A 24,234-nucleotide genomic window follows, 5' to 3' on the forward strand; every position below is an offset into this window, starting at 1 on the left:
TCCCTGTCTTTTTATTGTTGTGTCAGTTGCGGGCGTGCGACAGCTGGAAGCCGTCGATGCCTTCGAACGCGTTCAGTTCATTGGCCAGGTCCGACACCGACACGCCGCTCTGGCGTGTCAATGCGAGCGCCACGAAGCGCCACTCCTGGCCGCTGGTGTCGCCGCCGATGGTGAGGGAGCCGCCGGCGATCTCGTAGCCGCGCTCGAACGCGATCCGGCGCAGCACGTCCTCGCGCGGAACGTAGCCGGCCTTGAAGCGCATGCGCACCGCGATCGCATGGCGGTGCGGCAGATAGGCTTCGAGGCGGTTCAGGCCAGCCATGATGGTCGCCGCGAAGAACGCCATCCCGATCGCCGACAGGTAGAAGCCGACGCCGATCAGGATGCCGATCACCGACGAGGCCCAGATCGAGGCGGCAGTGGTCAGGCCGCTGATGTTGAAGCCTTCGCGCATGATGACGCCGGCGCCGAGGAAACCGATGCCGGTGACCACGCCCTGGATGATGCGGGTCGGGTCGACCGAGGTGGCGACCGACAGCAGGGCGCCGTGCGACCCGTGGCCGCCGAACCAGAAGCCGGGATAGCCGGCAACGACGGTCAGCGCGGCCGAGGCCATGCAAACCAGGCCGTAGGTGCGCATGCCGGCCGCGCGCCCGTGGTAGAAACGCTCGAAGCCGACCAGGAGGCCGAGCAGCAGGGCGCCGCCAATGGTCAACAGGATTACACCGTTGGTGGCCAGTTCCGTAGCCGACCAATAGCCGCTCAATACCTCATGCGTTGGCATACGCTTTCTCTCTTCTTATGGATTGTTCTTTTTGACGAGCTGCTTTTCGAAAGCCAGGTCGTGCTTGCTCACGCGCTTCTGCTCCTGCGGCCCCAGGCCGTTGACGAAGGCGACGAAGTCGTCCAGCTCGAGCGGGGCGCACAGCGGCGGCGCGCCCGGGCTCTCGGACAGGAAGAACAGGCCGTCGCCCGTGATCGCCATCGAATAGCCCGGGTGCCCGGTGCGTTTCTTGAGCCGGTCGACGGCCGCGCTGGCGCGGGTGGAACGCGCGCCAGCCATCAGATGGCCCTCGTGCGTTCTTCCAGCCAGGCCCGGGCCGCGCCATCGACGTGCGGCGACAGGCGCGCACGCACGGTGGCGTGGTAGTCGTTGAGCCAGGCGATTTCGTCGGCGCGCAGCAGCGACAGGTCGAGGCAGCGCGTATCGAGCGGGCACAGGGTGAGTGTCTCGAAGCCGAGGTGCTCGCCGAACTCGGTGGTCTGCTCGACGCGGTTGAGCACCAGGTTCTCGAGCCGGATGCCCCAGTGGCCGGGGCGGTAGATGCCCGGCTCGATCGAGGTGATCATGCCCGGCTCCATCGCGGTGTGCGGATCGGGCGGCGTGGACGGCGAGATCGACTGCGGCCCTTCGTGCACATTGAGGAAGTAGCCGACGCCGTGGCCGGTGCCATGGCCGTAGTCGATGCCGGCTTTCCAGATCGGGGCGCGCGCGATCGCGTCCAGCATCGGCGAGCGGGTCCCGCGCGGGAAGCTGGTGGCGGACAACGCGATCAGGCCCTTGAGCACCAGGGTGAAGTCGCGCTTCTGCGACGCCGACGGCGTGCCGACCGGGACCACGCGGGTGATGTCGGTAGTGCCACCCAGGTACTGGCCGCCGGAGTCGATCAGCAGCAGGCCGTCGCCTTCGATGACGGCGCAGGAATGCGGCTGCGCGCGGTAGTGCATGATGGCGCCGTTCGAGTTGAAGCCGGCGATGGTGGCGAAGCTCGGGCTGACGAAGCCCGGCCGGCGCGCACGCGCGGCGGTGATATGCTCGTCGATCGCGACTTCGGTGAGCGGCGCGCGGTTCGGGTCGCGCAGCACCGGCTCCAGCCAGGCGTAGAACTCGCACAGCGCGGCGCCGTCCTGCTCCATGGTCGCGCGCACGTGGGCCGCTTCGGCTTCCAGCTTGCGCGACTTGGCGAAGGTGGTCGGGTTGATGGCCTCGATCACGCGCACGCCTTTTGGCACCTCGGCGCGCATGCCGGCGGTGATGCGGCGCGGGTCGACCAGCAGCGTGCTGCCGGTTTCCAGCGCGGACAGCTTGGTGGCCGCCTCTTGGTACGGCGCCACCTGCACGCTGTCGGCCAGCAGGCGGTCGCGCACCTGGGCCGGGACCTTGCCTTCGCCGATGAACAGGGTCGCGGTGTCGGCTTCGACCAGCGCATGCGAGACGAATACCGGGTTGAAGTTGACGTCGGCGCCGCGCAGGTTGAACAGGTAGGCGATATCGTCCAGCGTCGAGATGAAGTGGCGGTCGGCGCCCAGCTGGCGCATGGCCTCGCGGGTGGCGGCCAGCTTGTCGGCGCGCGCCATCACGGCGTAGGGCGGGAGGTGCTCGAACACTTCATTCGGCGGCAGCGCGGGGCGGTCGGCCCAGACGTCGTCCAGCAGGTCGAGATCGGTGCGCAGGCGGATGCCGCGCGCGGCCAGCGCATCGCGCAGCAGGCGTTCCACGGCCAGCCCGAGCACGCAGGCGTCCACCGCCACGGTCTGCCCCGGCTGCAGGTTGGCGGCCAGCCAGTCGATGTGCTGCAGGCTGGCGCCGGACGGGATCTTCATCAGCTTGATGTCGGTGCCGGCCAGTTCCTGCTCGGCCTGGGTCCAGTAGCGGCCATCGGTCCACACCCCGGCAAAGTCGGCGGTGGCGATGAAGGTGCCAACCGAGCCGGTGAAGCCCGACAGCCATTCGCGGCCCTTCCAGCGGCCCGGCAGGTATTCGGACAGGTGCGGGTCGCTGGACGGAACGACGAAGGCGTCGACCTGGTTGCGCGCCATCGCGGCGCGCAGGGCGGCCAGGCGCTCGGCGCGCAGCTGCTGGAAATCGGTATCGGACATGGACAACTTGTTATCTCTGTAATTCGAGCCGTCTATGATACGCCGCAATTGTGAGCCCCGGTGCAAATGCTCGGGCAGCAAGGCGGCAGATCGGCGCGCCGATCGCGGTAATATTGAAGCTGAACAAAAAGAAGGAGGCGCAGATGATGCGGCAACACCACAGGCAGTTCGGGTCCGCGCGAGGACGGCATGGATCTTGAGATCGCAAAGTCATTATGCAGGACATTTCCCGGCTGCACTGAGGACATGAAATGGGGCGCCGACCTCGTGTTTTCCGTCGGCGACAAGATGTTTGCGGTGACCCGCACCGGGCAGGAGGACGGGGGCATCAGCTTCAAGGTCGATGACGAGCGCTTCCTCGAGCTGACCGACAGGCCGGGTCTGGTGCCCGCTCCCTACCTCGCCCGCGCCAAGTGGGTCTATGTCGAGGATACCGACGCGCTGGGGGACGAAGAGGCGGCCGAACTGTTGCGCCGGTCTTACGAGCTCGTGTTCGCCAAGCTGACCAGGAAACTGCAGCGCGAAATTCTCGCGCACGATTGATCGGGAACGAATTCAATCACGCTGCACACTGCCCCTGGTATGCCGCATAATCTGGCCGTGTTCTTTTTTACAGAATTCCCATGCAAGACTTCCACCACAACCGGGCCCATGCCCTGCTTGAACATGCCGAGCCTGTCGCTACCGCCGAAGAGGTGCAGGCCGCGGTCGGCCGCGTCGCCGACCAGTTGAACCTGCGCTTTCGCGATACGGAGGAAGCCTCCTTCCCGCTGGTGCTGGGGGTGATGGGCGGCGCCGTGGTCTTCACCGGCCATGTGCTGCCGCTGCTGGATTTTCCGCTCGAATTCGACTACATCCACGTCACGCGCTATGGCGACGAGGACAAGGGTGGGCAGGTGGTGTGGAAGGTGATTCCGCGCCAGAGCGTGGAAGGCAAGACCATCATCGTGCTCGACGATATCCTCGATGAAGGCGAGACGCTGGCGCAGGTGAAGGAGCGGCTGCTGGGGATGGGCGCGAAAGAGGTGATCATCGCGGTGTTCGCGGACAAGGACCTGGGACGCAAGAAGCCGGTGCAGGCGGATATTGTCGGGCTGACGATTCCGAACCGCTTCGTGGTCGGGTTCGGGATGGACGTGTACGGGTACTGGCGCAACCTGCCGGCGCTGTGGGCGATCAGTCCGGAGGATCTGAAGGCGGCGACGCTGGAGTAAGCCGGGCCGAAGGCGTTCCAAAAATAGTTACCGTCGTTCCCGGCACTGCCGGAAACGACTTCCCGCGGAGGCGGGAACCCCATTTCTCGTGCGGACCACCAGCACACGCTGTATCGGTATGCGAGCAAAATGGGGGTCCCGCTTGATCACATAGTGCCTGCACAGAGACGTCTGCGCGCCGCGTCGTACTCCGCCTTCAACCGCTGCACCATCTCCGCCACCGTCGGCACATCGTCCATCAGCCCCACGCCCTGCCCCGCGCCCCAGATGTCGCGCCAGGCCTTGGCGCTGCCGGAGCCGAAGCTCATCTTGCTCTTGTCCGATTGCGGCAGGTCGTCCGGATCCAGACCGGCGGCCTCGATCGACTTGCGCAGGTAGTTGCCGTGCACCCCGGTGAACAGATTGGTATAAACGATATCCGACGCCGCCGATCCGACGATCGCATCGCGGTAGGCGTCGCTGACATTCGATTCGCGCGTGGCCAGCCAGCGCGAGCCGATGTAGGCGAAATCGGCCCCCATCGCTTGCGCGGCAAGGATCGCGTCACCGGTCGCGATCGCGCCCGACAGCGCGACCGGCCCCTTGAAGAAGCGCCGCACCTCGCCCACCAGCGCGAACGGCGACAGCGCGCCCGCGTGCCCGCCCGCGCCGGCGGCGACCAGGATCAGCCCATCGACACCCGCCTCCAGCGCCTTCTGCGCATGGCGGATCGAGATCACGTCGTGCAGCACGATGCCGCCGTAGGCATGCACAGCATCGAGCATCTCGCGCGGCGGCGCGCGCAGCGACGAGATGATGATCGGGACCTGGTGCTTCACGCAGACCTCGACGTCGTGCTCCAGCCGGTCGTTCGACTGGTGCACGATCTGGTTGACCGCGATCGGCCCGACCCGCGCGCCCGGATTGGCCGCGCCGAAGGCCGCCAGCTCTTGCTGCAGCTCGGTGAGCCAGCTGTCGAGCAGCTCGGCCGGGCGCGCGTTCAGCGCCGGGAACGAGCCGACGATGCCGGCCTTGCACTGCGCGGCGACCAGCGCGGGTCCGCTGGCGATGAACATCGGCGAGGCGATCACCGGGAGGGTCAGGTCCTGCAGCACGGCGGGTAGCGTCATGGTCGGTCTCGGGGTTATTGGTTCCTCCGATTATAGAATCGAAAAAGCACGACCGTGCTAGGTTCGTTCCTCTAATCGTTGCGCAGCATGCCGCCATCGACGTGCGCAGCGCCGGCCCGGACCAGCGCCTTGGCCGCCCAATCGGCGAGCGCCGAGGGCTCCATTGCCAGCTGCGCCAGGCGCACATGCTCAACCAGCGGGATGGACGCCAGCAGCGCGGGCAGCGTGTCCAGCGCGAGCGACTGCCGCTCCAGCAGCAGGAACTTGAGCATGACCTTGACCGCGTTTTCGGCATTACGGCGCGGGCTGGCCGCCAGGTAGTCGAGGCGCTCCCGCGCGCGGTCCAGCGCAGCCGCGGTATCGGTGAACACTGGTCCGTGGCCGGGAATGACGACGCGCGCGTCCAGCGTGGCGATCAGGTCAAGCGTGGCGCGCTGCTCGTCGAAGCCCGGCTCGCCCGCCAGCTCGGGGAAGATCACGCCGAAGCCGTTTTCCCACAGGGCGTCGCCGGAGACCAGGATGCCATGTTCGGCGCAATGGAAGAGCAGCGCGTGCGGATCGTGGCCGGGCGCGGCCAGCGCCTGCCAGCGCATGCCGCCCAGCGTGAGGGTGTCGCCGGCGGACAGCGTCGCATCGAAGCCGAAGCGGGCGCACTGCTGGCCTGTGGCCTTGTAGCTGAGCGCATCCTCATCCCAATGCGCGACCTTGGCGGCTTCCGCGGCTGGGATGACGGTGCGGCAGCGGTAGGCCGCCTGCAAGGCAGCATTGCCGCCGCAGTGGTCCGAATGCAGGTGCGTGTTGACCAGCAGGTCGAGCGCGCGGCCGTCCAGTGCCTGGCGCACCAGCGCCAGCGTCTGCGGCGCATGCGTGAAGTAGCCGCTGTCCACCAGCGCGGCCTGCTCGCCGGTGAACAGCACATTGTTGGACGACAGCCAGCCACGCTCGAACACGCGCATCGACGCCGGCAGCGCGGCGTTCACTTGAATTCGATGCGCTCTTCGCGCCGTCGGATCTCGGCCCACACGGCGCGCTTGTAGTCATCGCTGGCGCTGCTCCAGGCGATGATCTCGTCGATAGTGCGCATGCAGCCGATGCACAAGCCAGTGTCGGGCGCCATCTGGCACACGTTGATGCAGGGGGACGGCACCGGCGTCTGGTCTTCGGGCTTCATTCGGCCACCTTCGCGGTTTTGCGCGCCAGCTTGTCCGCGAAGCGCAGCGGATCGATGATGAAGCGTTCGTGCTCGCCTTCGCAGATGCGCTCGACCTCATCCCAGGCCTCGACGCGGAAGCGCACGCGGCGTCCCTCCACTTCGGTCACCTCGCCCTTGATCGTGAGCGTCATGCCAGGCGGCGTGGGCGCGACGTGCGCGAAGTTGACCATGGTGCCCAGGCTTTGCTCGCGCGGCCAGTCGACGTAGGGCATGATACCGTTCACGCAAGCCAGCTCCATCATGCCGACCATATAGCCGGTTGCGAGCACATCCGGCATGTCGAGGCAAAAAGCAGTATCGTGGTAGAGATTGGGGACGGTAGCGCGCGCGGGGACGGTGTAGCGCCATTCGAAGCGGATGCCGGGTTTCAGCTCGGGACTCATGGATAAGCAGAATTCAAGGGTTCAGGCAGGCCGCTTGACCCGCGACCTCAAGAGCGTAGACTACCACCGCTTTGGCGGCCCAGCTCAACGGCGAGACGATCAGCCTATGAAATTGAACCACAAATTGTTTGCCCCGATGCGCGCCGCCGCGCGCGCCCTGATGCGCAGGACGCCGGCGACCACCGCCGAAGCCTTCCAGCAGGCGCTGGACAACGCGACGGCGCTGCAGCGCGCGGCGCGGCGCATGGTGGACCAGGCCAGCACGCCGCCGCGCGCGCCAGCGCAGCCGGCCGCGGACCTGCTGGGCGCGATCGACCTGCCGCACGAGGTGCCCCGGCCCGAAGCGCGCACCGGCCTGCCCGGCCAGTTCAGCGACGGCGCCTTCACCAACGAGGCCGGCACGCGCGGTTACAAGCTCTATGTGCCGAGCACCTACCACGGCCAGCCGGTGCCCTTGCTCGTCATGTTGCACGGCTGCACGCAAGATCCGGATGACTTCGCCAAAGGCACGCAGATGAACGTGCTGGCCGAAGAGCTCCCCTGCATCGTCGTGTATCCGGCGCAGTCGCAGCAGGCCAACCCCTCGCGCTGCTGGAACTGGTTCAACGAAATCGACCAGCAGCGCGACCATGGCGAACCGTCCATCATCGCGGGCATCACACGCCACATCATCGCCACCCACGCGGTCGATGCCGGCCAGGTCTACGTGGCGGGCCTGTCCGCCGGCGGCGCGATGGCGACCATCATGGGTACGCTGTATCCGGACCTGTACGCGGCGGTTGGCGTGCACTCCGGCCTGCCCTTCGCGGCCGCCGACGACTTGCCATCCGCGCTGGCGGCGATGAAGGGCGATTTCAAGCGCCGCCATGTGCCCGGACGTGCCCTTCCCCTCATCGTGTTCCACGGCGACCAGGACAAGGTAGTCCACCCGGCAGCGTCGGACGAGCTGATCGCCCAAGGCACGATGCCACTATCAAAATCCTCCGTCGCCGAGCCTGGGCAAGTACCCGACGGCCACGCCTACACCCGCACCCTGCACCACCGCGACGACGGCAATGTGCATGCTGAACACTGGCTCGTCCACGGCGGCGGCCATGCGTGGTTCGGCGGCAGCGCGGACGGCAGCTACACCGATGCGCGCGGGCCCGACGCCAGCCGCGAAATGCTGCGTTTTTTCAGGACGCAGCGCTGACCATCAGAGCCATCTTCCGGCGGTAATTCGGCTAATCGGGCAGGAATCCATCATCAAGCACTTGGCTGAGGGACCATAGCCACTGCTCCGGAATATCCAACCCCGATTCGCGCACGATCGCAAGGGCACCACGCATCCACAGTAATTCCATCCATTCTTCGTCATCAAAGTAGCGCTTGAGGCTCGGCGTCGTGTCCAGCAAATAGCGAATTGCGCGGCGTTGCACGTCGATCCCTAATTCCCAGCTTCCGCATTGCCCTCCAGGCAGGTATTTCCATTGCAGAAGTTGTGCGATGAGCGCAATCAGCTCGCTACCCAATTCGCACTTTGCACTCCTCGCAACATCTTTGATCTCATCAGCGATGTGGAGTGCGTCGATTGCGTCAAATTGACCAGCGCGCAGCAGCGCTGCTTGCTCGCTAGCCCAAGCTGCCACATCGGCATCGTAAGAAGTGCGCATAACCCCTCCGTCAAACAAAAATCGACTCCAGCAGTACTGCTACCTTTGCTTCACTAATCGGGAAAAAAGCCTGTGTCCATAACCTGACTGAAACTCCAAATCCAGGCGTCGGGAAAGATCAGACTCGTCTGCTGCTCGGCCTGTTGCGTTGCCTCGCTCCACACGCCATCCAGCCAGGCTCGATTCGATAAGGTGTGCTTCAGGCTAGGCGAGCTCCGCAAGCAGCGGACAATACCGCGCCGCTGCTCCCTGATCGTCCGCTTCCAACTATTACCGCGTAATCGCTGTTGAAACTTCCATTTCAACAGATGTGCCAGCAATACTGCGAGCCGACTGGCTAACTCGTGCTGCACGCTCTTGCCCACGTCCTCGATCTCCTCGGCGATGTTGAGTACATCGATCTCCTTGAGATTGCCAGCACGTAGCAACGCGGCCTGCTCCTTCGCCCAGGCGACGACATCGTTATCGTAGGGAGTCTTCATCGGCAGCCTCCAGTCAGTAAAGCTTAGACCAGGCCGCAGAGCGGGATATCCGTTCAGTTCAACGGCTCAGGCGGAACTTCTGCCTGCTGCGCCTGTCGCGCGGCGATGTGCTGCTCGAGGCAAGCGGGACACCAGCAGCCGGCCGCGCCGTCCGGCACGGGCACCGCGGGCGGCAGGCGCGTGCACCAGCACGGCTCGGGTGAACCGTCGGCCATCGCGCACCCAAAAGGTGCACCGCAGCGTGTACAAATCGTCATGAAAGGCGGTCGAAAGGAAGATGAGGATGCTTGCCAGGCAACGGTAACGGATCGAAACAGAAAATTCAACCGGACAGTCCTATAATGGCGCACAGGTTCCGCCCGGTTACCTGTAAAATCTCGCAAAATTCATCTCGGACCCTCCATGAACGCTCATTTGACGAATCCGCCAAACGAAGACCAGAACTTCGACCTGACCAAGGTTTCACCGCAGATCAAGGCGCAGATCCTGGCGGAGGCGCTGCCGTACATTCGCAATTTCCACGGCAAGACCATCGTCATCAAATACGGCGGCAATGCCATGACGGACGAGCGCCTCAAGCACGGCTTCGCGCGCGACGTCATCCTGCTCAAGCTGGTCGGCATGAATCCGGTGGTGGTGCACGGCGGCGGCCCGCAGATCGACAATGCGCTCAAGAAGATCGGCAAGCAAGGCACGTTCGTGCAGGGCATGCGCATCACCGACGAGGAGACCATGGAAGTGGTCGAGTGGGTGCTGGGCGGCGAGGTGCAGCAGGACATCGTCATGCTGATCAACCACTACGGCGGCCAGGCCGTGGGCCTGACCGGCAAGGACGGCGGCCTGATCCGCGCGAAAAAGATGGCGATGCCGGACAAGGAAAAGCCGGGCGAGTTCCTCGACATCGGTTTCGTCGGCGAGATCGAGGCGATCAACCCGGCCGTGGTCAAGGCGCTGCAGGATGACGCTTTCATCCCGATCATTTCGCCGATCGGTTTCGGCCAGGATGGCCAGGCTTACAACATCAACGCGGACGTCGTCGCCGGCAAGATCGCCGAGATCCTGAAAGCCGAAAAGCTGATCATGATGACCAATATCGCCGGCGTGCAAGACAAGAACGGCACCCTGGTCACCGACCTGTCGGCGCGCGAGATCGACGAGATGTTTGCAGACGGTACGATTTCCGGCGGGATGTTGCCGAAAATTTCATCCGCGCTCGACGCGGCCAAGTCTGGCGTGAACACGGTGCACATCATCGACGGGCGGATTGAACACTCTTTGTTGCTGGAAGTCTTGACCGAACAGGCTTTTGGCACTATGATCCGGTCTCACTAAAAATTCAGGGCAGCGCCTGCTGTCGCGAATTGCCTGCCCTTGTAGCTCAGTGGTAGAGCACTCCCTTGGTAAGGGAGAGGCCACGTGTTCAATCCACGTCAAGGGCACCACGAATACATGAGAACGTCGTTGCTGCGAAAGCGGTAACGACGTTTTTTATTTTGCGCCATGCGCGCCATAAGTCGCTTCCGCGAAGACGGGAACCCCCTCGCTTGCGTTGCCACACGAGCGCGCTGTAGTGGTGTGCGCAGGAATGGGATTCCCGCGTTCGCGGGAATGACGTTCGTATTTTCACTCCATCACGCCAGCCACAAGCCGTTCGCGCCGAACTGCGCCTGCACCACCGCATCCTGGCCAATCCACGTTGCGATCAGCTCCGCGCGCGAGTGGTGGCCCAGGTAGTCCTGCCACGACTGCATGCCGCCCGCCGCGCTCGCGGCCAGGCCGGAGTTGGCATACAGCGCCTGCACGAACGCGGCATCGCTCATCCCCGCAAACTTCGACTGGTAATCCGCCGACGCAGTGAAAGCCTGCGCCAACTGGGTCGCGCTCATGTTCTGCGCGGTCCACGAGGCCAGGCTCGCCAGGTCGGCCGGACGGTGCAGCACCGCCTCGTACATCAGGCCGACGCGGGCCAGCTGCGCGGGGTCGCGCTCGAGGACAGTGATGTCGATCGTGCCGTCCTTGAAGCGCGCGGACTCGATGCCAAGCAGCGTGTCGAGATCGCCGTTGGCGGTGTCGAGCACATGGATCTGGTTGTCCGCGCCGATCGTGAAGTGGTACTGCGCGCGGTTGCCGCTGTAGACCACGGTATCGAAGCCGTCGCCGCCGACCAGCCAGTCGCTGCCCGCGCCGCCGTCGAGGATGTCGTCGCCGCTGCCGGCGAACCAGCCTGCCTCGTGCCGCACGCTGCCCTGGCCGATGGTGATGCCGTCGACCTTCGTCGCGCCGGCCTTGTGCTCGTCGGAGAGCGCCACCGCGGTCAGCACGTCGGCGCGGCTGGCGCCGGCCGTGAGGCGTCCGTTCCAGTAATCGAGTGCCGCCTGTTCCGGCGCGCGCCCCAGCACGTGCTGGTACATGCCAGTGATGAAGGCCACGTTGCCGGCCTGGCCCAGCGGGGTGGCGCCGAATTCGGCCGAGGCCAGCACGCCCTTGGCCACATCCTGCAAGCTGGCGCCGCTGGTGGCCCAGAACGACAGGCCGGCCAAGTCGGGCACCCGGTCCAGCGCCGCGTACAGCAGGGCGATGCCTGCCACCTTCTGCTGGTCCGCCTTCAGGAAGCGCAGCTCGGGCACGGTGGCATCGAGCTCGGAACTCTGCACCGTCTCGCTGCCGTTCAGCGTGAACACCGCGCCGCTGTGGACCGCGCTGATGGCGCCGCTGGCGGAGATGTGGAAACTCCAGTTCCCCGTCGTGCTGCGGCCGCCGTTGACCGTGTCGTTGCCGGCGTCGCCGAACAGCGTGTCGTTGCCGATGCCGCCCGCGACCAGGTCGTTGCCGTCGCCGCCGTGCAGGATGTCGTTGCCGCCGGCGCTGCCGATGAAGTCATCGCCGCCACCGCCGAACAGCACGTCGTCGTCCGGGCCGAGGTAAATCGTCTGCGAACCCGCGTCGCCGACCACGTAGTTCTGGCCAAGGCCACCGAAAAGGCGCACGTCGCCGGTCACCGCAGCAAAGTTCACGTTATCGAGCTGCAGCGTGGTCCCGGCAGGCAGGCCGGTTCCGTCGATCACCAGGCCGACGACCGGCGCATTGGTCGCGCCCTGGGGCGGAGTCGCGCCCGAAATCACGATCGGCTGGTCGAGCGTGGCGCCCCGCGCCACCGTCGGCACGATGGTGCTGGTCTGGACAACCGTACCTGCGGCAAGGCTGGCGAGGAAGTCCTGGGCATGTGCCGCCATATCGGCCTGGGTGCTGGAGCCGCTCGCGGTGTTGTCGGTGATGCGCCTGACCAGGTCAGTCGCGGCGTCGTTCGCCGACAGCGGCGCGGCCGACCCTAGCTCCAGCATACCGGCGCCGGTCGGCAGGCTGGCCGTCAGCGTCGGCGTGGAACTGCCCGGTGCGGACGCGAGCGGGATGTCAGCCAGGCCGGGGTGGCTGGTGGAGCTGTCGTCGACCCGGCCCGGCTGCACATCGGGGATCGCGACCACTTGCTGCGGCAGGCCGGTGTGCGGGTCCTTGAAGGTATCGGTCAGGATCGTCACGCCATCCACGCTGCTGCTCTTCGCATTGGCCGAGGCCAGCACGAACGCGGCCGAGGTCAGGCCCAGGCCCGTGTTACCGGCGGCGTCGTGCACGCCGCGCAGGTCGATCTCGATCGATCCCGGCTGCGCCGCCGCGGCGGCTGCGGCCGCGGTCAGGGTCCCGGTCCAGGTCACGCCACCGTCCGCCGACCGCAGGCTGGACAAGGTCGCGTGCGTCACCGAAATATCGGCGCCGTCGAAGTCGCTGACCGCGGTGGAGAACTTGATCGTGACCGCAGTGCTGCCGCCCGGAGCCAGCACGTGATCGGCCAGCGACACGGTGGCGCTCGGACGCACCGTGAACACGCCGTAGTTGGCCGAGGTCGACGTACCCTGGCCGTGCTGGCCGCTGATCCCGGTCAGGCTGGCGTTGTCCAGCGTGATGACGTTGGTGGCATCGCGGGTGTTCGCGGCCGGGGTCAGCGTCGCGGTCCAGGTCAGGCCGCCGTCGGCGCTCGACAGGCCGGACAAGACACCGTTCGCTACGCCAAGGTTGGACAGGCGCAGGCCCGGCACCGCCTCGGTGAAGCTGATCGTCACCACCGCCGTTTCACCGGCAGCCAGGCTGCTGTCGGACAGCACGATGCTGGCGCCGATCGCGCTGGTCTGGACGCTGTAGTTCGGCGAACTGTTGGTGCCCACGCCCGCGTTGCCCGCGCCATCGGTCACGCCCGCGTTGTTCACGGTGACCACATTGGTGCTGGCGACGGTACCGCCAGCGGGAGTCAGGGTCGCGGTCCAGGTCAGGCCGCCGTCGCGCGAGACCAGATTCGACAGCGTGCCGCTGGAGGCGGAGACGTCGTCCAGCCCGAATCCCGCCACCGGCTCGCTGAACCTGATGGTGACGGTGGCGGTTTCACCGCTGACCAGTGCGTTGTCGCTGATGGTCACGGTGGAGGTCGGGCCCGTGGTATCCAGGTTGAACTTCAGCTGGGCGCTGGAGGTCGAGATGTTACCGGCGATGTCCAGCTGGCGCACGATCGCCGTGTAGCTGTTGTCGGCGGTGAGCTTGAAGTTGTCACCCGTCCCGGCGCTCCAGTGGGCGCCGGCGTCCAGGCTGTATTGCCAGCTGGCGCCAGGGGCCAGGTTCAGCACCTTGACGGTGCCGTCGTTGACGGTGCTGCCGCTGGCGGCGCCGCTGGCCAGCGCCAGCGAAGGTGCGCCCGGAGCGGTGCGGTCGATGGTGACGGCCAGCGCGGCCGAGGTGGCGCCGGTATTGCCCGCCGCGTCAGTCGCGAACGCCGCCACGCTGGTCACGCCTTCAGGCAGGCCATTTACGTCGATGGACCATGCGCCGCCAGTTGCGGTACCGGTCGCCAGCACGGCCTTGCTGGTATTGTCGATCAGCGTCACCGTGGCGCCATCCTCGGCGGTACCGGTGAACTTCAGGGTCTGCGCGTTCGTGATGTTATCGGAACTGGACGCGCCGTTGTCGCTCGCGGCCGCCAGCACCGGTGCGGAAGGCGCGGCCGGGGCCAGGGTATCGAAGACCACGACAGGCGTGGCGCCGGCCTGCCCCGGGTTGCCGGCGGCGTCCGTGTACTTGCCGGCGTCGATCGTGATGCTGGCCGTACCGCCATTGGTGCCGGCCGTCGGCGTGAAGACCGCCGTGCGTGTGGCGCCGGTGCCGGAGATGGCGCCCAGCGTGCCGCCGCTGATGGCGAGATCGCCGCTGGTAAAGCTGGCGCCAGGATCTTCGCTGAAGGTGAAGGTGATGGTCGCCGCTTCCCCGATCTTCAATGCCGACTTGTCACTCGTGATGGCGACGGTCGGGACCAGGGTATCGAACTGGATGGCCGGGGTCGTGCCTGCGCCGCCGGCGTTTCCAGCCGCGTCGGAGTACACACCGCTCGCGACCGTGATGCTGGCCGTGCCGGCATTCGTATCCGCCGTCGGGGTGAACACCGCCGTGCGCACGGTGCCTGTGCCGGAGAGCGCCGACAAGGTACCGCCGCTGACCACAATATCGTCGCTGGTGAAGCTGCTGCCCGGATCTTCGCTGAAGGTGAAGCTCACGGTCGCGGTCTGGCCGGCGATGAGCGCGGCCTTGTCGCTGGTGATCGCGAGTGTCGGCGCCTTGGTGTCGAATACCAGGGCCGGGGTCGCGCCCGCATGGCCCGCATTGCCGGCCGCGTCGAGGTAGCTGCCTTCGCCGATGGTGATGCTCGCGGTACCGCCGTTGGTGTTGGCGTCCGGCGTGAAGACCGCCGTGCGCGTGGCGCCCGTGCCGGTAATCGCACCAAGCGCGCCGCCGCTGACGGTAAGATCGCCGCTGGTGAAGCTTGCGCCCGGATCTTCGCTGAAGCTGAAGGTGATCGTCGCCGTTTCGCCGATCTTCAGCGCGGCCTTGTCGCTGCTGATGGAAACGGTCGGGACCAGGGTGTCGAAGTGGATGCTCGGCGTCGTGCCCGCGCCGCCGGCGTTGCCCGCCGCGTCGGTGTAGACACTGGAGGCGACGGTAATGCTGGCGGTGCCCGCGTTCATATCCGCTGTCGGCGTGAACACCGCCGTGCGCACCGCGCCAGTGCCGGAGAGCGCCGACAGCGTGCCGCCGCTGACCACGATATCGCCGCTGGTGAAAGTGCTGCCCGGGTCCTCGCTGAAGGTGAAGGTCACGGTCGCGGTCTGGCCGGCGATGAGCGCGGCCTTGTCGCTGCTGATGACGAGCGTCGGCGCGGTCTGGTCGATGCTGATCGCGAGGGCCGCCGATGCCGCGCCCGTGTTACCTGCCGCATCGGTGGCCGTGGCCGCGATCGCGTGGCTGCCTTGTGCCAGCGTGTTGGTGACGATCGACCAGTTGCCCGCGCCATCGGCCGTGCCGGTACCGACCAGGGCCGCGCCGTCGTACAGCTTGATGGTGGCGCCCGCCTCGGCGCTGCCGGTCAGCGTCGGCGTGGCGATGTTGGTCAGCTGGTCGCTGGACGAGGTGCCGCTGTCGCTGGCGGTGGCCAGGCTCGGTGCCGAAGGCGCATTCGGCGCCAGCGTGTCGAACACCACGCTTGGCGCGCTGCCGGCATGCCCAGCATTGCCGGCAGCATCGAGGTAGCTGCCTTCACCGATGGTGATGCCGGCCGTACCGCCATTGGTATTGGCAGTCGGCGTGAACACCGCCGTGCGCACGGTTCCCGTACCGGAAATCGGGCCAAGGGTGCCGCCGCTGATGGCGAGATCCGCGCTGGTGAAGCTTGCGCCCGGATCTTCGCTGAAAGTGAAGGTGATGGCTGCCGTCTCGCCGATTTTCAGCGCCGCCTTGTCGCTGCTGATCGCAACGGTCGGGACCAGCGTATCGAAATGGACGCTGGGCGTGGCGCCCGCGCCGCCTGCATTGCCTGCCGCGTCAGTGTAGGCGCCGCCCGCGACCGTGATGCTGGCCGTGCCGGTGTTCGTGTTCGCCGTCGGTGTGAATACCGCCGTGCGCACGTTACCGCTGCCGGACAGCGCAGACAAAGTACCTCCACTGACCACGATATCGCCACTGGTGAAGGTGCTGCCCGGGTCCTCGCTGAAGGTGAAGGTGATGGCCGCGGTCTGGCCGGCGATCAGCGCCGCCTTGTCGCTGGTGATCGCCAGCGCCGGTCCGGTCGTGTCGACCAAGACGCCGAGTGCTGCCGATCCAGCCCCGGTATTGCCCGCCGCATCCGTGGCCTTCGCCACGATCGAATGGCTGCCTTCTGCCAGCGTGCTGGTGACGATCGACCAGTTGCCCGAGCCATCGGCGGTACCGGTGCCAACCACGGTCGCGCCATCGTAGAGCTTCACGGTGGCGCCGGCTTCGGCGCTGCCGGTCAGCGTCGGCGTGGTGACCTTGGTGAGATTATCGCTGGTCGAGGTACCGCTGTCGCTGGCAGTGGCCAGGACCGGCGCCGACGGCGCGTTCGGCGCCAGCGTGTCGAACACCACGCTGGGCGTGCTGCCTGCATGGCCCGCGTTGCCGGCTGCGTCGAGGTAGCTGCCTTCGCCGATGGTGATGCTGGCCGTGCCGCCATTCGTATTGGCGGTCGGCGTGAACACCGCCGTGCGCGTGGTGCCCGTGCCGGAGATCGCGCCGAGCGTGCCGCCGCTGATGGTCAGGTCGGCGCTGGTAAAGCTTGCGCCCGGATCTTCGCTGAAGGTGAATGTGATCGTCGCCGTCTCGCCGATCTTCAACGCCGACTTGTCGCTGGTGATGGCGACCGTCGGCACCAGCGTGTCAAACTGGATGCTCGGCGTCGTGCCCGCGCCGCCGGCATTGCCCGCCGCGTCGGTGTACAAACCGCCGGCAACCGTGATGCTGGCAGTGCCCGCGTTCGTATCCGCCGTCGGGGTGAACATCGCAGTGCGCACGGCGCCGCTGCCGGATAGCGCCGACAACGTGCCTCCGCTGACCACGATGTCGCCGCTGGTGAAGCTGCTGCCCGGATCCTCGCTGAAGGTGAAGGTCACGGTCGCGGCCTGGCCTGCGATGAGCGCGGCCTTGTCGCTGCTGATGGCCAGCGTCGGCGCCTTGGTATCGAACACCAGGCTCGGCGCGCTGCCGGCATGGCCCGCGTTGCCCGCAGCGTCGCCATATGCGCCGTCGGCGATGGAGATGCTGGCGCTGCCGCCGTTGGTATTGGCGGTCGGCGTGAACACCGCCGTGCGCGTCGTTCCGGTGCCGGCGATGGCGCCCAGCGTGCCGCCGCTGACGGCGACGCTGCCGCTGGTGAAGCTGCTGCCGGGGTCTTCGCTGAAGGTGAAGGTAATCGTTGCCGTCTCGCCGCCCTTGAGTGCGGCCTTGTCGCTGCTGATGGCGACCGTCGGCGCCAGCGTGTCGAAGTGAAGGCTTGGCGTGGCGCCTGCGCCGCCGGCATTCCCTGCCGCGTCGGTGTAGCTTGCGCCTGCGACTGTGATGCTGGCCGCGCCGGCGTTCGTATCCGCGGTCGGCGTGAAAACCGCCGTGCGCACGTTACCGCTACCGGAAAGCGCCGACAGCGTACCGCCCGCGACGACGATATCGCCGCTAGTGAAGGTGCTGCCCGGGTCCTCGCTGAAGGTGAAGGTAATGGCTGCGGTCTGGCCGGCGATCAGCGCCGCCTTGTCGCTGGTGATCGCGAGCGCCGGTCCGGTCGTGTCGACCACGATGGCGAGTGCTGCCGATCCGGCCCCGGTATTGCCCGCCGCATCCGTGGCCTTCGCCACGATCGAATGGCTGCCTTCCGCCAGCGTGCTGGTGACGATCGACCAGTTGCCGGCACCGTCCGCCGTCCCCGTGCCAACCATGGTCGCGCCATCGTACAGCTTCACCGTGGCGCCGGCTTCGGCGCTGCCGGTCAGCGTCGGCGTGGTGACCTTGGTGAGATTGTCGTTGGACGAGGTGCCGCTGTCGCTGGCAGTGGCCAGGACCGGCGCCGACGGCGCATTCGGCGCCAGCGTGTCGAACACCAGGCTCGGCGTGCTGCCGGCATGACCGGCGTTGCCAGCCGCGTCGAGGTAGTTGCCTTCGCCGATGGTGATGCTGGCCGTGCCGCCATTCGTATTGGCGGTCGGCGTGAACACCGCCGTGCGCACGGCGCCCGTGCCGGAAATCGCGCCGAGCGTGCCGCCGCTGACGGTGAGATCGGCGCCGGTGAAGCTGACGCCCGGATCTTCGCTGAAGGTGAAGGTGATGGTCGCGGTCTCGCCGATCTTCAGCGCCGCCTTGTCGCTGGTGATGGCAACCGTCGGCACCAGCGTATCGAACTGGATGCTCGGCGTCGTGCCCGCGCCGCCTGCGTTGCCGGCTGCGTCGGTGTACAGCCCGCCAGCGACCGTGATGCTGGCCGTGCCGGAATTCGTATTCGTCGTCGGGGTGAATACCGCCGTGCGCACGGCGCCGCTGCCGGAGAGCGCCGACAGCGTGCCGCCGCTGACCACGATGTCGCCGCTGGTGAAGGTGGTGCCCGGGTCCTCGCTGAAGGTGAAGGTGATGGTCGCGGTTTCACCGGCGATGAGCGCGGCCTTGGCGCTGGTGATCGCCAGCGTCGGCGCCGTCGTGTCGACCACGACAGCGAGTGCCGCCGATCCGGTCCCGGTATTGCCCGCCGCGTCCGTGGCCGTGGCGATGATCGAATGGCTTCCTTCCGCCAGCGTGTTGGCGACGATCGACCAGTTGCCCGAACCATCGGCAGTACCGGTTCCAACCACGGTCGCGCCATCGTAGAGCTTCACAGTGGCGCCGGCCTCCGCGGTGCCGGTCAGCGTCGGGCTGGCGATCTTGGTGAGCTTGTCGCTGGACGAGAACCCGCTGTCGCTGGCCGGGTCCAGGATTGGCGTCGACGGCCCGTTCGGCGCCAGCGTGTCGAACACGATGCCCGGCGTGGTCCCGGCATGGCCCGGATTGCCGGCCGCGTCGAGGTAGACGCCCTCGCCGACCGTTATGCTCGCGGTGCCGCCGTTCGTCCCGGCGGTCGGCGTGAACACCGCAGTGCGCGTTGTGCCCGAACCCGAGGTGGCGCTGAGCGTGCCGCCGCTGACGCTCACGGTGCCGATAGTCCCGTCCCAGCCGAAGCTCGTTCCCGGATCCTCGCTGAACGTGAAGGTGATGGTCGCAGTCTCGCCGATTTTCAGCAGCGGCTTGTCGCTGGTGATGGTGACGGTCGGCGCCAGGGTATCGTAGTGAATGGTCGGCAGCGTCGCCGAACCGCCATCATTGCCGGCGGCGTCCGTGTACGCGGCGTGCGCGACCGAGATGCTGGCTGCGCCGGCATTGGTGTCCGCCGTCGGCGTGAAGACCGCGGTGCGGGTGTTGCCGCTGCCGGAGATCGCCCCCAGCGTGCCGCCGCTGACGCCGACGCTGGCGCTGCTGAAGGTGCTGCCCGGGTCTTCGCTGAAACTGAAGGTGATGGTCGCGGTCTGCCCAGCCCTGAGCGTGGCCGTGTCGCTTGTGATGACCAGCGCCGGCGCGATCGTGTCGACCGTGACATCGGCGGTGGCCGATGCCACGCCCGTGTTGCCGGCGGCGTCGGTCGCGACTGCCGCGATCGAATGGGTCCCGTCTGCGAGATAACTGGTGGTGATCGACCAGTTGCCTGCGCCATCCGCGGTACCAGTGCCGATCATGGTCGCGCCATCGTACAGCTTGACGGTGGCGCCGGCTTCGGCGGCGCCGCTCAGCGTCGGCGTGCCGATGTAGGTCAGCTTGTCGGTGTGCGAAGTGCCGGTGTCGCTGCCCGTGTCCAGCACCGGCGCCGACGGGGCGGCCGGCGGCAGCGTGTCGAACGACAGGCTCGGTGTCGTGCCGGCGCCGCCATCGTTGCCGGCGGCGTCGGTGTAGGCGCCGTGCGCCACCGTGATGCTCCCCGTGCCGCCATTGGTGTTCGCGGCCGGCGTGAAGACTGCGGTACGGACTGTGCCCGTTCCCGTGATGGCGCCCAGCGTACCGCCCGTGACCGCGATGGCGCCGCTGGTGAAGCTCGATCCCGGGTCTTCGCTGAATGTGAAGGTGATGGTGGCGGACTCGCCGAATTTCAGCGCCGCCTTGTCGCTGGTGATCGCCAGCGTCGGCGCCAGCGTGTCGTAGCTGATGCTCGGCGTGGCACCGGCGAGGCCATCGTTGCGGGCCGCGTCGGTGTATGCGCCGGCCGCGATGGTGATGCTGGCCGTGCCGAGATTCGTGCCGGCGGTTGGCGTGAACACGGCGGTACGGCTGGTCCCGGTGCCGGAGATCGCGCCCAGCGTGCCGCCGCTGACCGCGACGCTGCCGCTGGTGAAACTGCTGCCCGGGTCTTCGCTGAACGTGAAGGTGATGGTCGCGGTTTCCCCCGCCTTGAGCGCGGCCTTGTCGCTGGTGATGGAGACCGTTGGCGCCAGCGTATCGAAGACCATACCCGGCGACGCTGCTCCCGAGCCGGTATTGCCGGCCGCATCGCTGTAGCTGTGAGCGGTCACGGAAATGCTGGCGACGCCGTTATTGGTGTTGGCGTCCGGGAAGAAGGTGGCGGAGCGGACCAGGCCGGTGCCCAGCAGCGGGCCCAGCGTGCCGCCGGTGATCACGAGGTCGCTCGCATCGAAACTCGCGCCGGGGTTCTCGCTGAAAGTGAACACGATGTTGGACGTGTCGCCGATCGCCATGGCAGGGTTGCTGATGGTGATGGCGACCGTCGGCGCCTTGGTGTCGTAGCCGATGGTTGGCGACGCAGCGGCGGCTCCGGCGTTGCCGGCGGCGTCGGTGTAGGCGGCCGCCGCAACCGAAATGGTGGCGCTGCCGCCGTCGGTGTTGGCCGCCGGCGTGAAAATCGCGGTGCGCGTGTTACCGCTGCCGGAAATCGCGGACAGCGTGCCGCCGCTGACGACGACGCTGCCGCTGCTGCCATCCCAGCTGAAGGTGCTGCCCGGGTCCTCGCTGAACGTGAAGGTCAGCGTCGCGGTCTCGCCAGTCTTCAGCGTGGAAGTGGCGTCGCTGCTGATCACCAGGGTCGGTGCGGCAGCGTCGACGGAAATGGCCAGGGTACCCGACGCCGTGCTCAGGTTGTGGGCGGCATCCTCCGCCACGGCGGTAATGTTGTGCGCGCCGTTCGACAGGTTGGTGGTGCTGGCGATGGTCCATTTGGTATCCGCGCCCGCGGTCCCGCTGCCGATCAGTGTCGCGCCGTCGTACAGATTGACGGTCGCGCCAACTTCGGCGGTGCCGGTGAAGCTTGGCGTAAGCAGTTTGGTCAAATTGTCCGTGGACGAGGTACCCGTGTCACTGCCTGCGGCCAGCGCCGGTGTGGACGGCGCGGCCGGCGCCTTGGTGTCGTAGCTGATGGTGAGCGAAGAATCGGCGGCGCCCGTGTTGCCGGCGGCGTCGTTGTACGTGCTCGCGCCAACCGCGATCATGCCGCTGCCGTTGTCCGTGTTGGCCGTCGGCGTGAAAACGGCGGTGCGCGTGGCGCCGATGCCCGCAAACGAACCCAGCGTGCCGCCGATGACGGCGATGTCGGAGCTGAGGAAGCTGCCACCGGGGTCCTCGCTGAACGAGAAAGTGACGGTCGCCGTCTGCCCGATCTTGAGCGGGCCGGTGGCGTCGCTGGTGATGGTGAGGGTTGGCGCCTTGGTGTCGTAGTTGAACGAGGTCGAGGCGGTGCCGGTGCCGGCGTTGCCGGCCGCGTCCGTGTAGGAGCTCCCCGCCACCGTGACGCCGGCCGTGCCGGCGTTGATGCCGTTGGACGGCGTGAACACGGCGGTGCGCGTGTTGCCGCTGCCCGACAAGACGCCCAGCGTGCCGCCGCTGACGGCGATGTCGGTGCTGGTGAAGGTCGAGCCCGGGTCTTCGCTGAACGTGAAGGTGATGGTTGAAGTCTGGCCGATCTTCAGTGTGGAGCTGGCGTCGTTGCTGATCGACAGGGTCGGTGCTACGGTGTCGACCTTGATGGTGAACCCGGACGATGCGGTGCTGACGTTGCCGGCGGCGTCCTTCGCGGTGGCGGTCAAGGTATGCGAGCCGTCGGCCAGCGTCGAGGTGGTGATCGTCCAGTTGCCGGAGCCGTCGGCGGTGGTGCTGCCCAACAGGGTCGCGCCCTCGTACAGCTTGACGGTCGAGCCGGCCTCGGCGCTGCCGGTCACAGTCGGGGTCGACAGTTTGGTGGCGTTGTCGGCCGGGTTGACGCCGGTGTTGCTGGCGGCCTGCAGCGCCAGGAGCGTGGGCGCAGCCGGCGGCGTGGTGTCGATGATGACATTGATGGCCGGCGAGCTGCCCCCGTTGCCGAAGTTGCCTGCGACATCGAAGTAGCTGCTGGCGACGACGCTGACGCTGGCCGTGGTGCTGACGCCGTCCGGTGTGAAGGTCGCGGTGCGCACCGTGCCGCTGCCCGACAGGGCGCTCACAGTGCCGCCGCTGACGGTCAGGTCGCCGCTGGTGCCGTCCCAGGTGAAGCTGGTGCCCGGGTCTTCGCTGAAGGTGAAGGTGATGGTCGCGGTGTCGGCGGGCGTGAGCGAGGTGCTGCTGCTGGTGATGGTCACCGTGGGCTTGGTGCGGTCGACGGTGAAAGTGCCGGCGGCGCTGAGCGCGCCGAACTGGCCGCCGCCGGTGCTCTGCGCATACACCTTGTAGGTGCCGTCGGCGAGGCTCGACACGTCGATGGACGACACGCTCCATGTGCCGTTGCTCATCGGCGTCGTCGCGAGGGGATCGGTGCCGGAGTCGTAGACGCCGTTGTTGTTCTTGTCGACCCACACCTTCACCGTGCTGACGCTGTCGCCCACGGCCCCGGTGCCGCTGAATCCGACCACGGTCAGCTTGGTGATCTTGTCGCTGGTGCTGGTGCCGGAATCGGTGCCGGCAGTCAGGTTGGGCGCGCTGGGCGCGGTCGGGACGACGTTGACGGTGACGGTTTTCGTCACCGCCTGGAAACCGTCGTACACCTTGATGGTAAAGGTGTCAGTGCCGACATAGGCGCTGTTAGGCGTGTAGGTAATCGAACCGCCCGGCGTAATGTCGGTGGTGCCGCCGGCCGCGGTGCCACCGGTGATGCTCAAGACTCCATGGGTCGGGGCGGTGAGCTGCGTCCACGTCAGGGTCTGGTAGTTGTCGGTGTCGTTGACATGAAGCAATGGGATGACATTGTTTGCCCCGGTGCTTTGAACCACATTCACGATGCTGTTGCCGAGGAAAGTCGTGACCACGTTGGGCCCGTGCGGATTGGCGATCGTGAAGCTGTCGAAGGTCCAGTTGGACACCGGGTAAGCGGTGCCGCCGTTGATCAGCGTTTGCGACGCGATCTCGACGGTGTATTTGACGATGCCAGTGAACGCAGAAAAATTCGGCGGCGCATCGTAGCCGGTCGCATTGGCGCTGCTCTGGATGGTGAGCGTCGCCTTGACCGTGCCGTCGGGCTTGTAGCCGGTCACGGTGAACAGGAAGGCGGCGGGATAGGCGCCGCCGTATTTGTCGAAAGCCAGCGCGGTCAGGTCGAAGCTGCCCAGGTTGACGTTGTCGGCCGTGATCGTAAATGTGGCGTCCTTGGTCGCGGTGGTCTGGTCGGCGGTGGAATCGAAATAGATCCCGTCGTGCGTGCTCGGCGGCGTGCCGGTGTCCGGCAGCACCGCAACCGTCGAGCCGAGCGTGAATCCGGTGACGAAATTGCCTGGTGTGAGGTCCATCGACGAGGTCACATCCTTGAGTCCCGCGGCCGGTATGGTCAGCAGGGTATCCAGGCTGCGCACGGCGGCGGCATCGAACTCCGGATGGGCGCCGATGTCGCCCTGCTGGTATTCGAGCGTCCAGTTGCCGCCGAGCTGCTGGCCGCCGGTGGCGTCGACGGAGGCGGCCACGTCGGCGCCGGTTTCCTGCGCAATCTGGCCGACGAACTGGGCGCCGGCCACACCGGCCGCGATATCGCAGCCGTACAGCAGGATGTCGCCGCCGGGCGCCAGCGAGGAGCCGATCCGGCCCAGCACGGCCGCGTAGGCGCCGACATTGGACGAATCCAGCGTCAGCGTGCCCAGCTCCAGCATCCCCGGCGCGCCGTGGCCAATCACGTGCACGCCGTCAATACCGCTGCGGCCCGCGAGGATGGCGGCGATCTGCTCCAGCCCGTCGCGCTGGGCATCCAGCACATGCACTTCCACCCCCGGCTTGAATGCCTCGAGCAGTGTCTGATAGTTGGCGACGTTGTTGAAAACAAACGCAATGTCGCGCGAGACGTGTTGGTCGAGGGTACTTTCCATCGGGCTTCTCCGGAGATAAGGAAACATTGCTTTTCAGTTACAAGCTTCGACCGACACGTTACTCACAAGCAAGTGCTTTGGCA

The 24,234-nt window shown here is 66.8% G+C and carries 15 protein-coding genes and 1 tRNA gene; 5 read left to right on the top strand and 11 right to left on the bottom strand.

Annotated features, from left to right (window positions below):
* Positions 1-22: 22 nt before the first annotated feature.
* From NX778_RS23985 to NX778_RS23995, 3 genes are read right to left on the bottom strand one after another with little or no spacing between them, the layout of a single operon-like run.
* Positions 23-784, bottom strand: coding sequence for an MgtC/SapB family protein (locus tag NX778_RS23985; RefSeq protein WP_258814336.1), 762 nt, complete (start codon positions 782-784; stop codon positions 23-25).
* Between the two features lie 15 nt (positions 785-799).
* On the bottom strand, positions 800-1,063 hold the full coding sequence (locus tag NX778_RS23990) for a hypothetical protein (protein WP_258814337.1): 264 nt from the start codon (positions 1,061-1,063) through the stop codon (positions 800-802).
* The gene (locus tag NX778_RS23995; RefSeq protein WP_258814338.1) at positions 1,063-2,880 is read right to left on the bottom strand and encodes an aminopeptidase P family protein; all 1,818 of its coding nucleotides are present in this window, start codon (positions 2,878-2,880) and stop codon (positions 1,063-1,065) included. Before NX778_RS23995 ends, NX778_RS23990 begins: the two co-directional genes overlap by 1 nt.
* Positions 2,881-3,069: 189 nt before the next feature.
* On the opposite strand from NX778_RS23995, the gene NX778_RS24000 reads away from it, so the two are divergent.
* Both NX778_RS24000 and NX778_RS24005 read left to right on the top strand, forming a co-directional pair.
* Positions 3,070-3,423, top strand: a complete 354-nt coding sequence (locus NX778_RS24000; RefSeq protein ID WP_258814339.1) for an MmcQ/YjbR family DNA-binding protein — start codon at positions 3,070-3,072, stop codon at positions 3,421-3,423.
* 80 nt (positions 3,424-3,503) lie between these two features.
* Positions 3,504-4,094 carry a hypoxanthine-guanine phosphoribosyltransferase gene (locus NX778_RS24005; protein ID WP_258814340.1) on the top strand — a complete coding sequence of 197 codons (591 nt, stop codon included), beginning with the start codon at positions 3,504-3,506 and terminating at the stop codon, positions 4,092-4,094.
* A gap of 146 nt (positions 4,095-4,240) precedes the next feature.
* Here NX778_RS24005 and NX778_RS24010 read toward each other — a convergent pair whose 3' ends face one another.
* From NX778_RS24010 to NX778_RS24025, 4 genes are all read right to left on the bottom strand, one after another.
* Positions 4,241-5,203, bottom strand: a complete 963-nt coding sequence (locus tag NX778_RS24010) for an NAD(P)H-dependent flavin oxidoreductase (protein ID WP_258814341.1) — start codon at positions 5,201-5,203, stop codon at positions 4,241-4,243.
* A gap of 71 nt (positions 5,204-5,274) precedes the next feature.
* Entirely contained in the window at positions 5,275-6,159 is an 885-nt protein-coding gene (locus NX778_RS24015; protein WP_258814358.1) for an MBL fold metallo-hydrolase, read from the bottom strand.
* 20 nt (positions 6,160-6,179) lie between these two features.
* The gene (locus NX778_RS24020; protein ID WP_258814342.1) at positions 6,180-6,374 is read right to left on the bottom strand and encodes a DUF1289 domain-containing protein; all 195 of its coding nucleotides are present in this window, start codon (positions 6,372-6,374) and stop codon (positions 6,180-6,182) included.
* Complete coding sequence (locus tag NX778_RS24025; protein WP_258814343.1) at positions 6,371-6,799, bottom strand: thioesterase family protein; 429 nt, start codon at positions 6,797-6,799, stop codon at positions 6,371-6,373. Before NX778_RS24025 ends, NX778_RS24020 begins: the two co-directional genes overlap by 4 nt.
* 106 nt (positions 6,800-6,905) lie before the next feature.
* Here NX778_RS24025 and NX778_RS24030 point away from each other — a divergent pair, with 106 nt between their 5' ends.
* Positions 6,906-7,991: an extracellular catalytic domain type 1 short-chain-length polyhydroxyalkanoate depolymerase gene (locus NX778_RS24030; RefSeq protein ID WP_258814344.1), complete on the top strand. Its 1,086-nt coding sequence runs from the start codon at positions 6,906-6,908 to the stop codon at positions 7,989-7,991.
* A gap of 31 nt (positions 7,992-8,022) precedes the next feature.
* Here NX778_RS24030 and NX778_RS24035 read toward each other — a convergent pair whose 3' ends face one another.
* The 3 genes from NX778_RS24035 to NX778_RS24045 are packed head-to-tail and all read right to left on the bottom strand — an operon-like array spanning position 8,023 to position 9,190.
* Positions 8,023-8,451, bottom strand: coding sequence for a DUF29 domain-containing protein (locus tag NX778_RS24035; RefSeq protein WP_258814345.1), 429 nt, complete (start codon positions 8,449-8,451; stop codon positions 8,023-8,025).
* A 53-nt stretch (positions 8,452-8,504) separates the two neighbouring features.
* Positions 8,505-8,933, bottom strand: a complete 429-nt coding sequence (locus tag NX778_RS24040; protein WP_258814346.1) for a DUF29 domain-containing protein — start codon at positions 8,931-8,933, stop codon at positions 8,505-8,507.
* 53 nt (positions 8,934-8,986) lie between these two features.
* A complete protein-coding gene (locus NX778_RS24045; protein WP_258814359.1) occupies positions 8,987-9,190 on the bottom strand; it encodes a cysteine-rich CWC family protein in 204 nt (67 codons plus the stop codon).
* A 145-nt stretch (positions 9,191-9,335) separates the two neighbouring features.
* Here NX778_RS24045 and argB point away from each other — a divergent pair, with 145 nt between their 5' ends.
* The gene (gene argB / locus NX778_RS24050) at positions 9,336-10,265 is read left to right on the top strand and encodes an acetylglutamate kinase (protein ID WP_258814347.1); all 930 of its coding nucleotides are present in this window, start codon (positions 9,336-9,338) and stop codon (positions 10,263-10,265) included.
* A 35-nt stretch (positions 10,266-10,300) separates the two neighbouring features.
* Positions 10,301-10,375 (top strand) — tRNA-Thr (locus NX778_RS24055).
* 189 nt (positions 10,376-10,564) lie between these two features.
* Here NX778_RS24055 and NX778_RS24060 read toward each other — a convergent pair.
* Complete coding sequence (locus NX778_RS24060) at positions 10,565-24,151, bottom strand: Ig-like domain-containing protein (RefSeq protein ID WP_258814348.1); 13,587 nt, start codon at positions 24,149-24,151, stop codon at positions 10,565-10,567.
* Positions 24,152-24,234: the final 83 nt, after the last annotated feature.

It is taken from the genome of Massilia terrae (assembly GCF_024753145.1).
Taxonomy (GTDB): domain Bacteria; phylum Pseudomonadota; class Gammaproteobacteria; order Burkholderiales; family Burkholderiaceae_D; genus Telluria; species Telluria terrae.

Bases quoted from the DNA above. Each gene is read 5' to 3' on its own strand.
- NX778_RS23985 (WP_258814336.1), bottom strand. From the start codon at position 784: ATGCCAACGCATGAGGTATTGAGCGGCTATTGGTCGGCTACGGAACTG.
- NX778_RS23990 (WP_258814337.1), bottom strand. From the start codon at position 1,063: ATGGCTGGCGCGCGTTCCACCCGCGCCAGCGCGGCCGTCGACCGGCTC.
- NX778_RS23995 (WP_258814338.1), bottom strand. From the start codon at position 2,880: ATGTCCGATACCGATTTCCAGCAGCTGCGCGCCGAGCGCCTGGCCGCC.
- NX778_RS24000 (WP_258814339.1), top strand. From the start codon at position 3,070: ATGGATCTTGAGATCGCAAAGTCATTATGCAGGACATTTCCCGGCTGC.
- NX778_RS24005 (WP_258814340.1), top strand. From the start codon at position 3,504: ATGCAAGACTTCCACCACAACCGGGCCCATGCCCTGCTTGAACATGCC.
- NX778_RS24010 (WP_258814341.1), bottom strand. From the start codon at position 5,203: ATGACGCTACCCGCCGTGCTGCAGGACCTGACCCTCCCGGTGATCGCC.
- NX778_RS24015 (WP_258814358.1), bottom strand. From the start codon at position 6,159: ATGCGCGTGTTCGAGCGTGGCTGGCTGTCGTCCAACAATGTGCTGTTC.
- NX778_RS24020 (WP_258814342.1), bottom strand. From the start codon at position 6,374: ATGAAGCCCGAAGACCAGACGCCGGTGCCGTCCCCCTGCATCAACGTG.
- NX778_RS24025 (WP_258814343.1), bottom strand. From the start codon at position 6,799: ATGAGTCCCGAGCTGAAACCCGGCATCCGCTTCGAATGGCGCTACACC.
- NX778_RS24030 (WP_258814344.1), top strand. From the start codon at position 6,906: ATGAAATTGAACCACAAATTGTTTGCCCCGATGCGCGCCGCCGCGCGC.
- NX778_RS24035 (WP_258814345.1), bottom strand. From the start codon at position 8,451: ATGCGCACTTCTTACGATGCCGATGTGGCAGCTTGGGCTAGCGAGCAA.
- NX778_RS24040 (WP_258814346.1), bottom strand. From the start codon at position 8,933: ATGAAGACTCCCTACGATAACGATGTCGTCGCCTGGGCGAAGGAGCAG.
- NX778_RS24045 (WP_258814359.1), bottom strand. From the start codon at position 9,190: ATGACGATTTGTACACGCTGCGGTGCACCTTTTGGGTGCGCGATGGCC.
- argB (WP_258814347.1), top strand. From the start codon at position 9,336: ATGAACGCTCATTTGACGAATCCGCCAAACGAAGACCAGAACTTCGAC.
- NX778_RS24060 (WP_258814348.1), bottom strand. From the start codon at position 24,151: ATGGAAAGTACCCTCGACCAACACGTCTCGCGCGACATTGCGTTTGTT.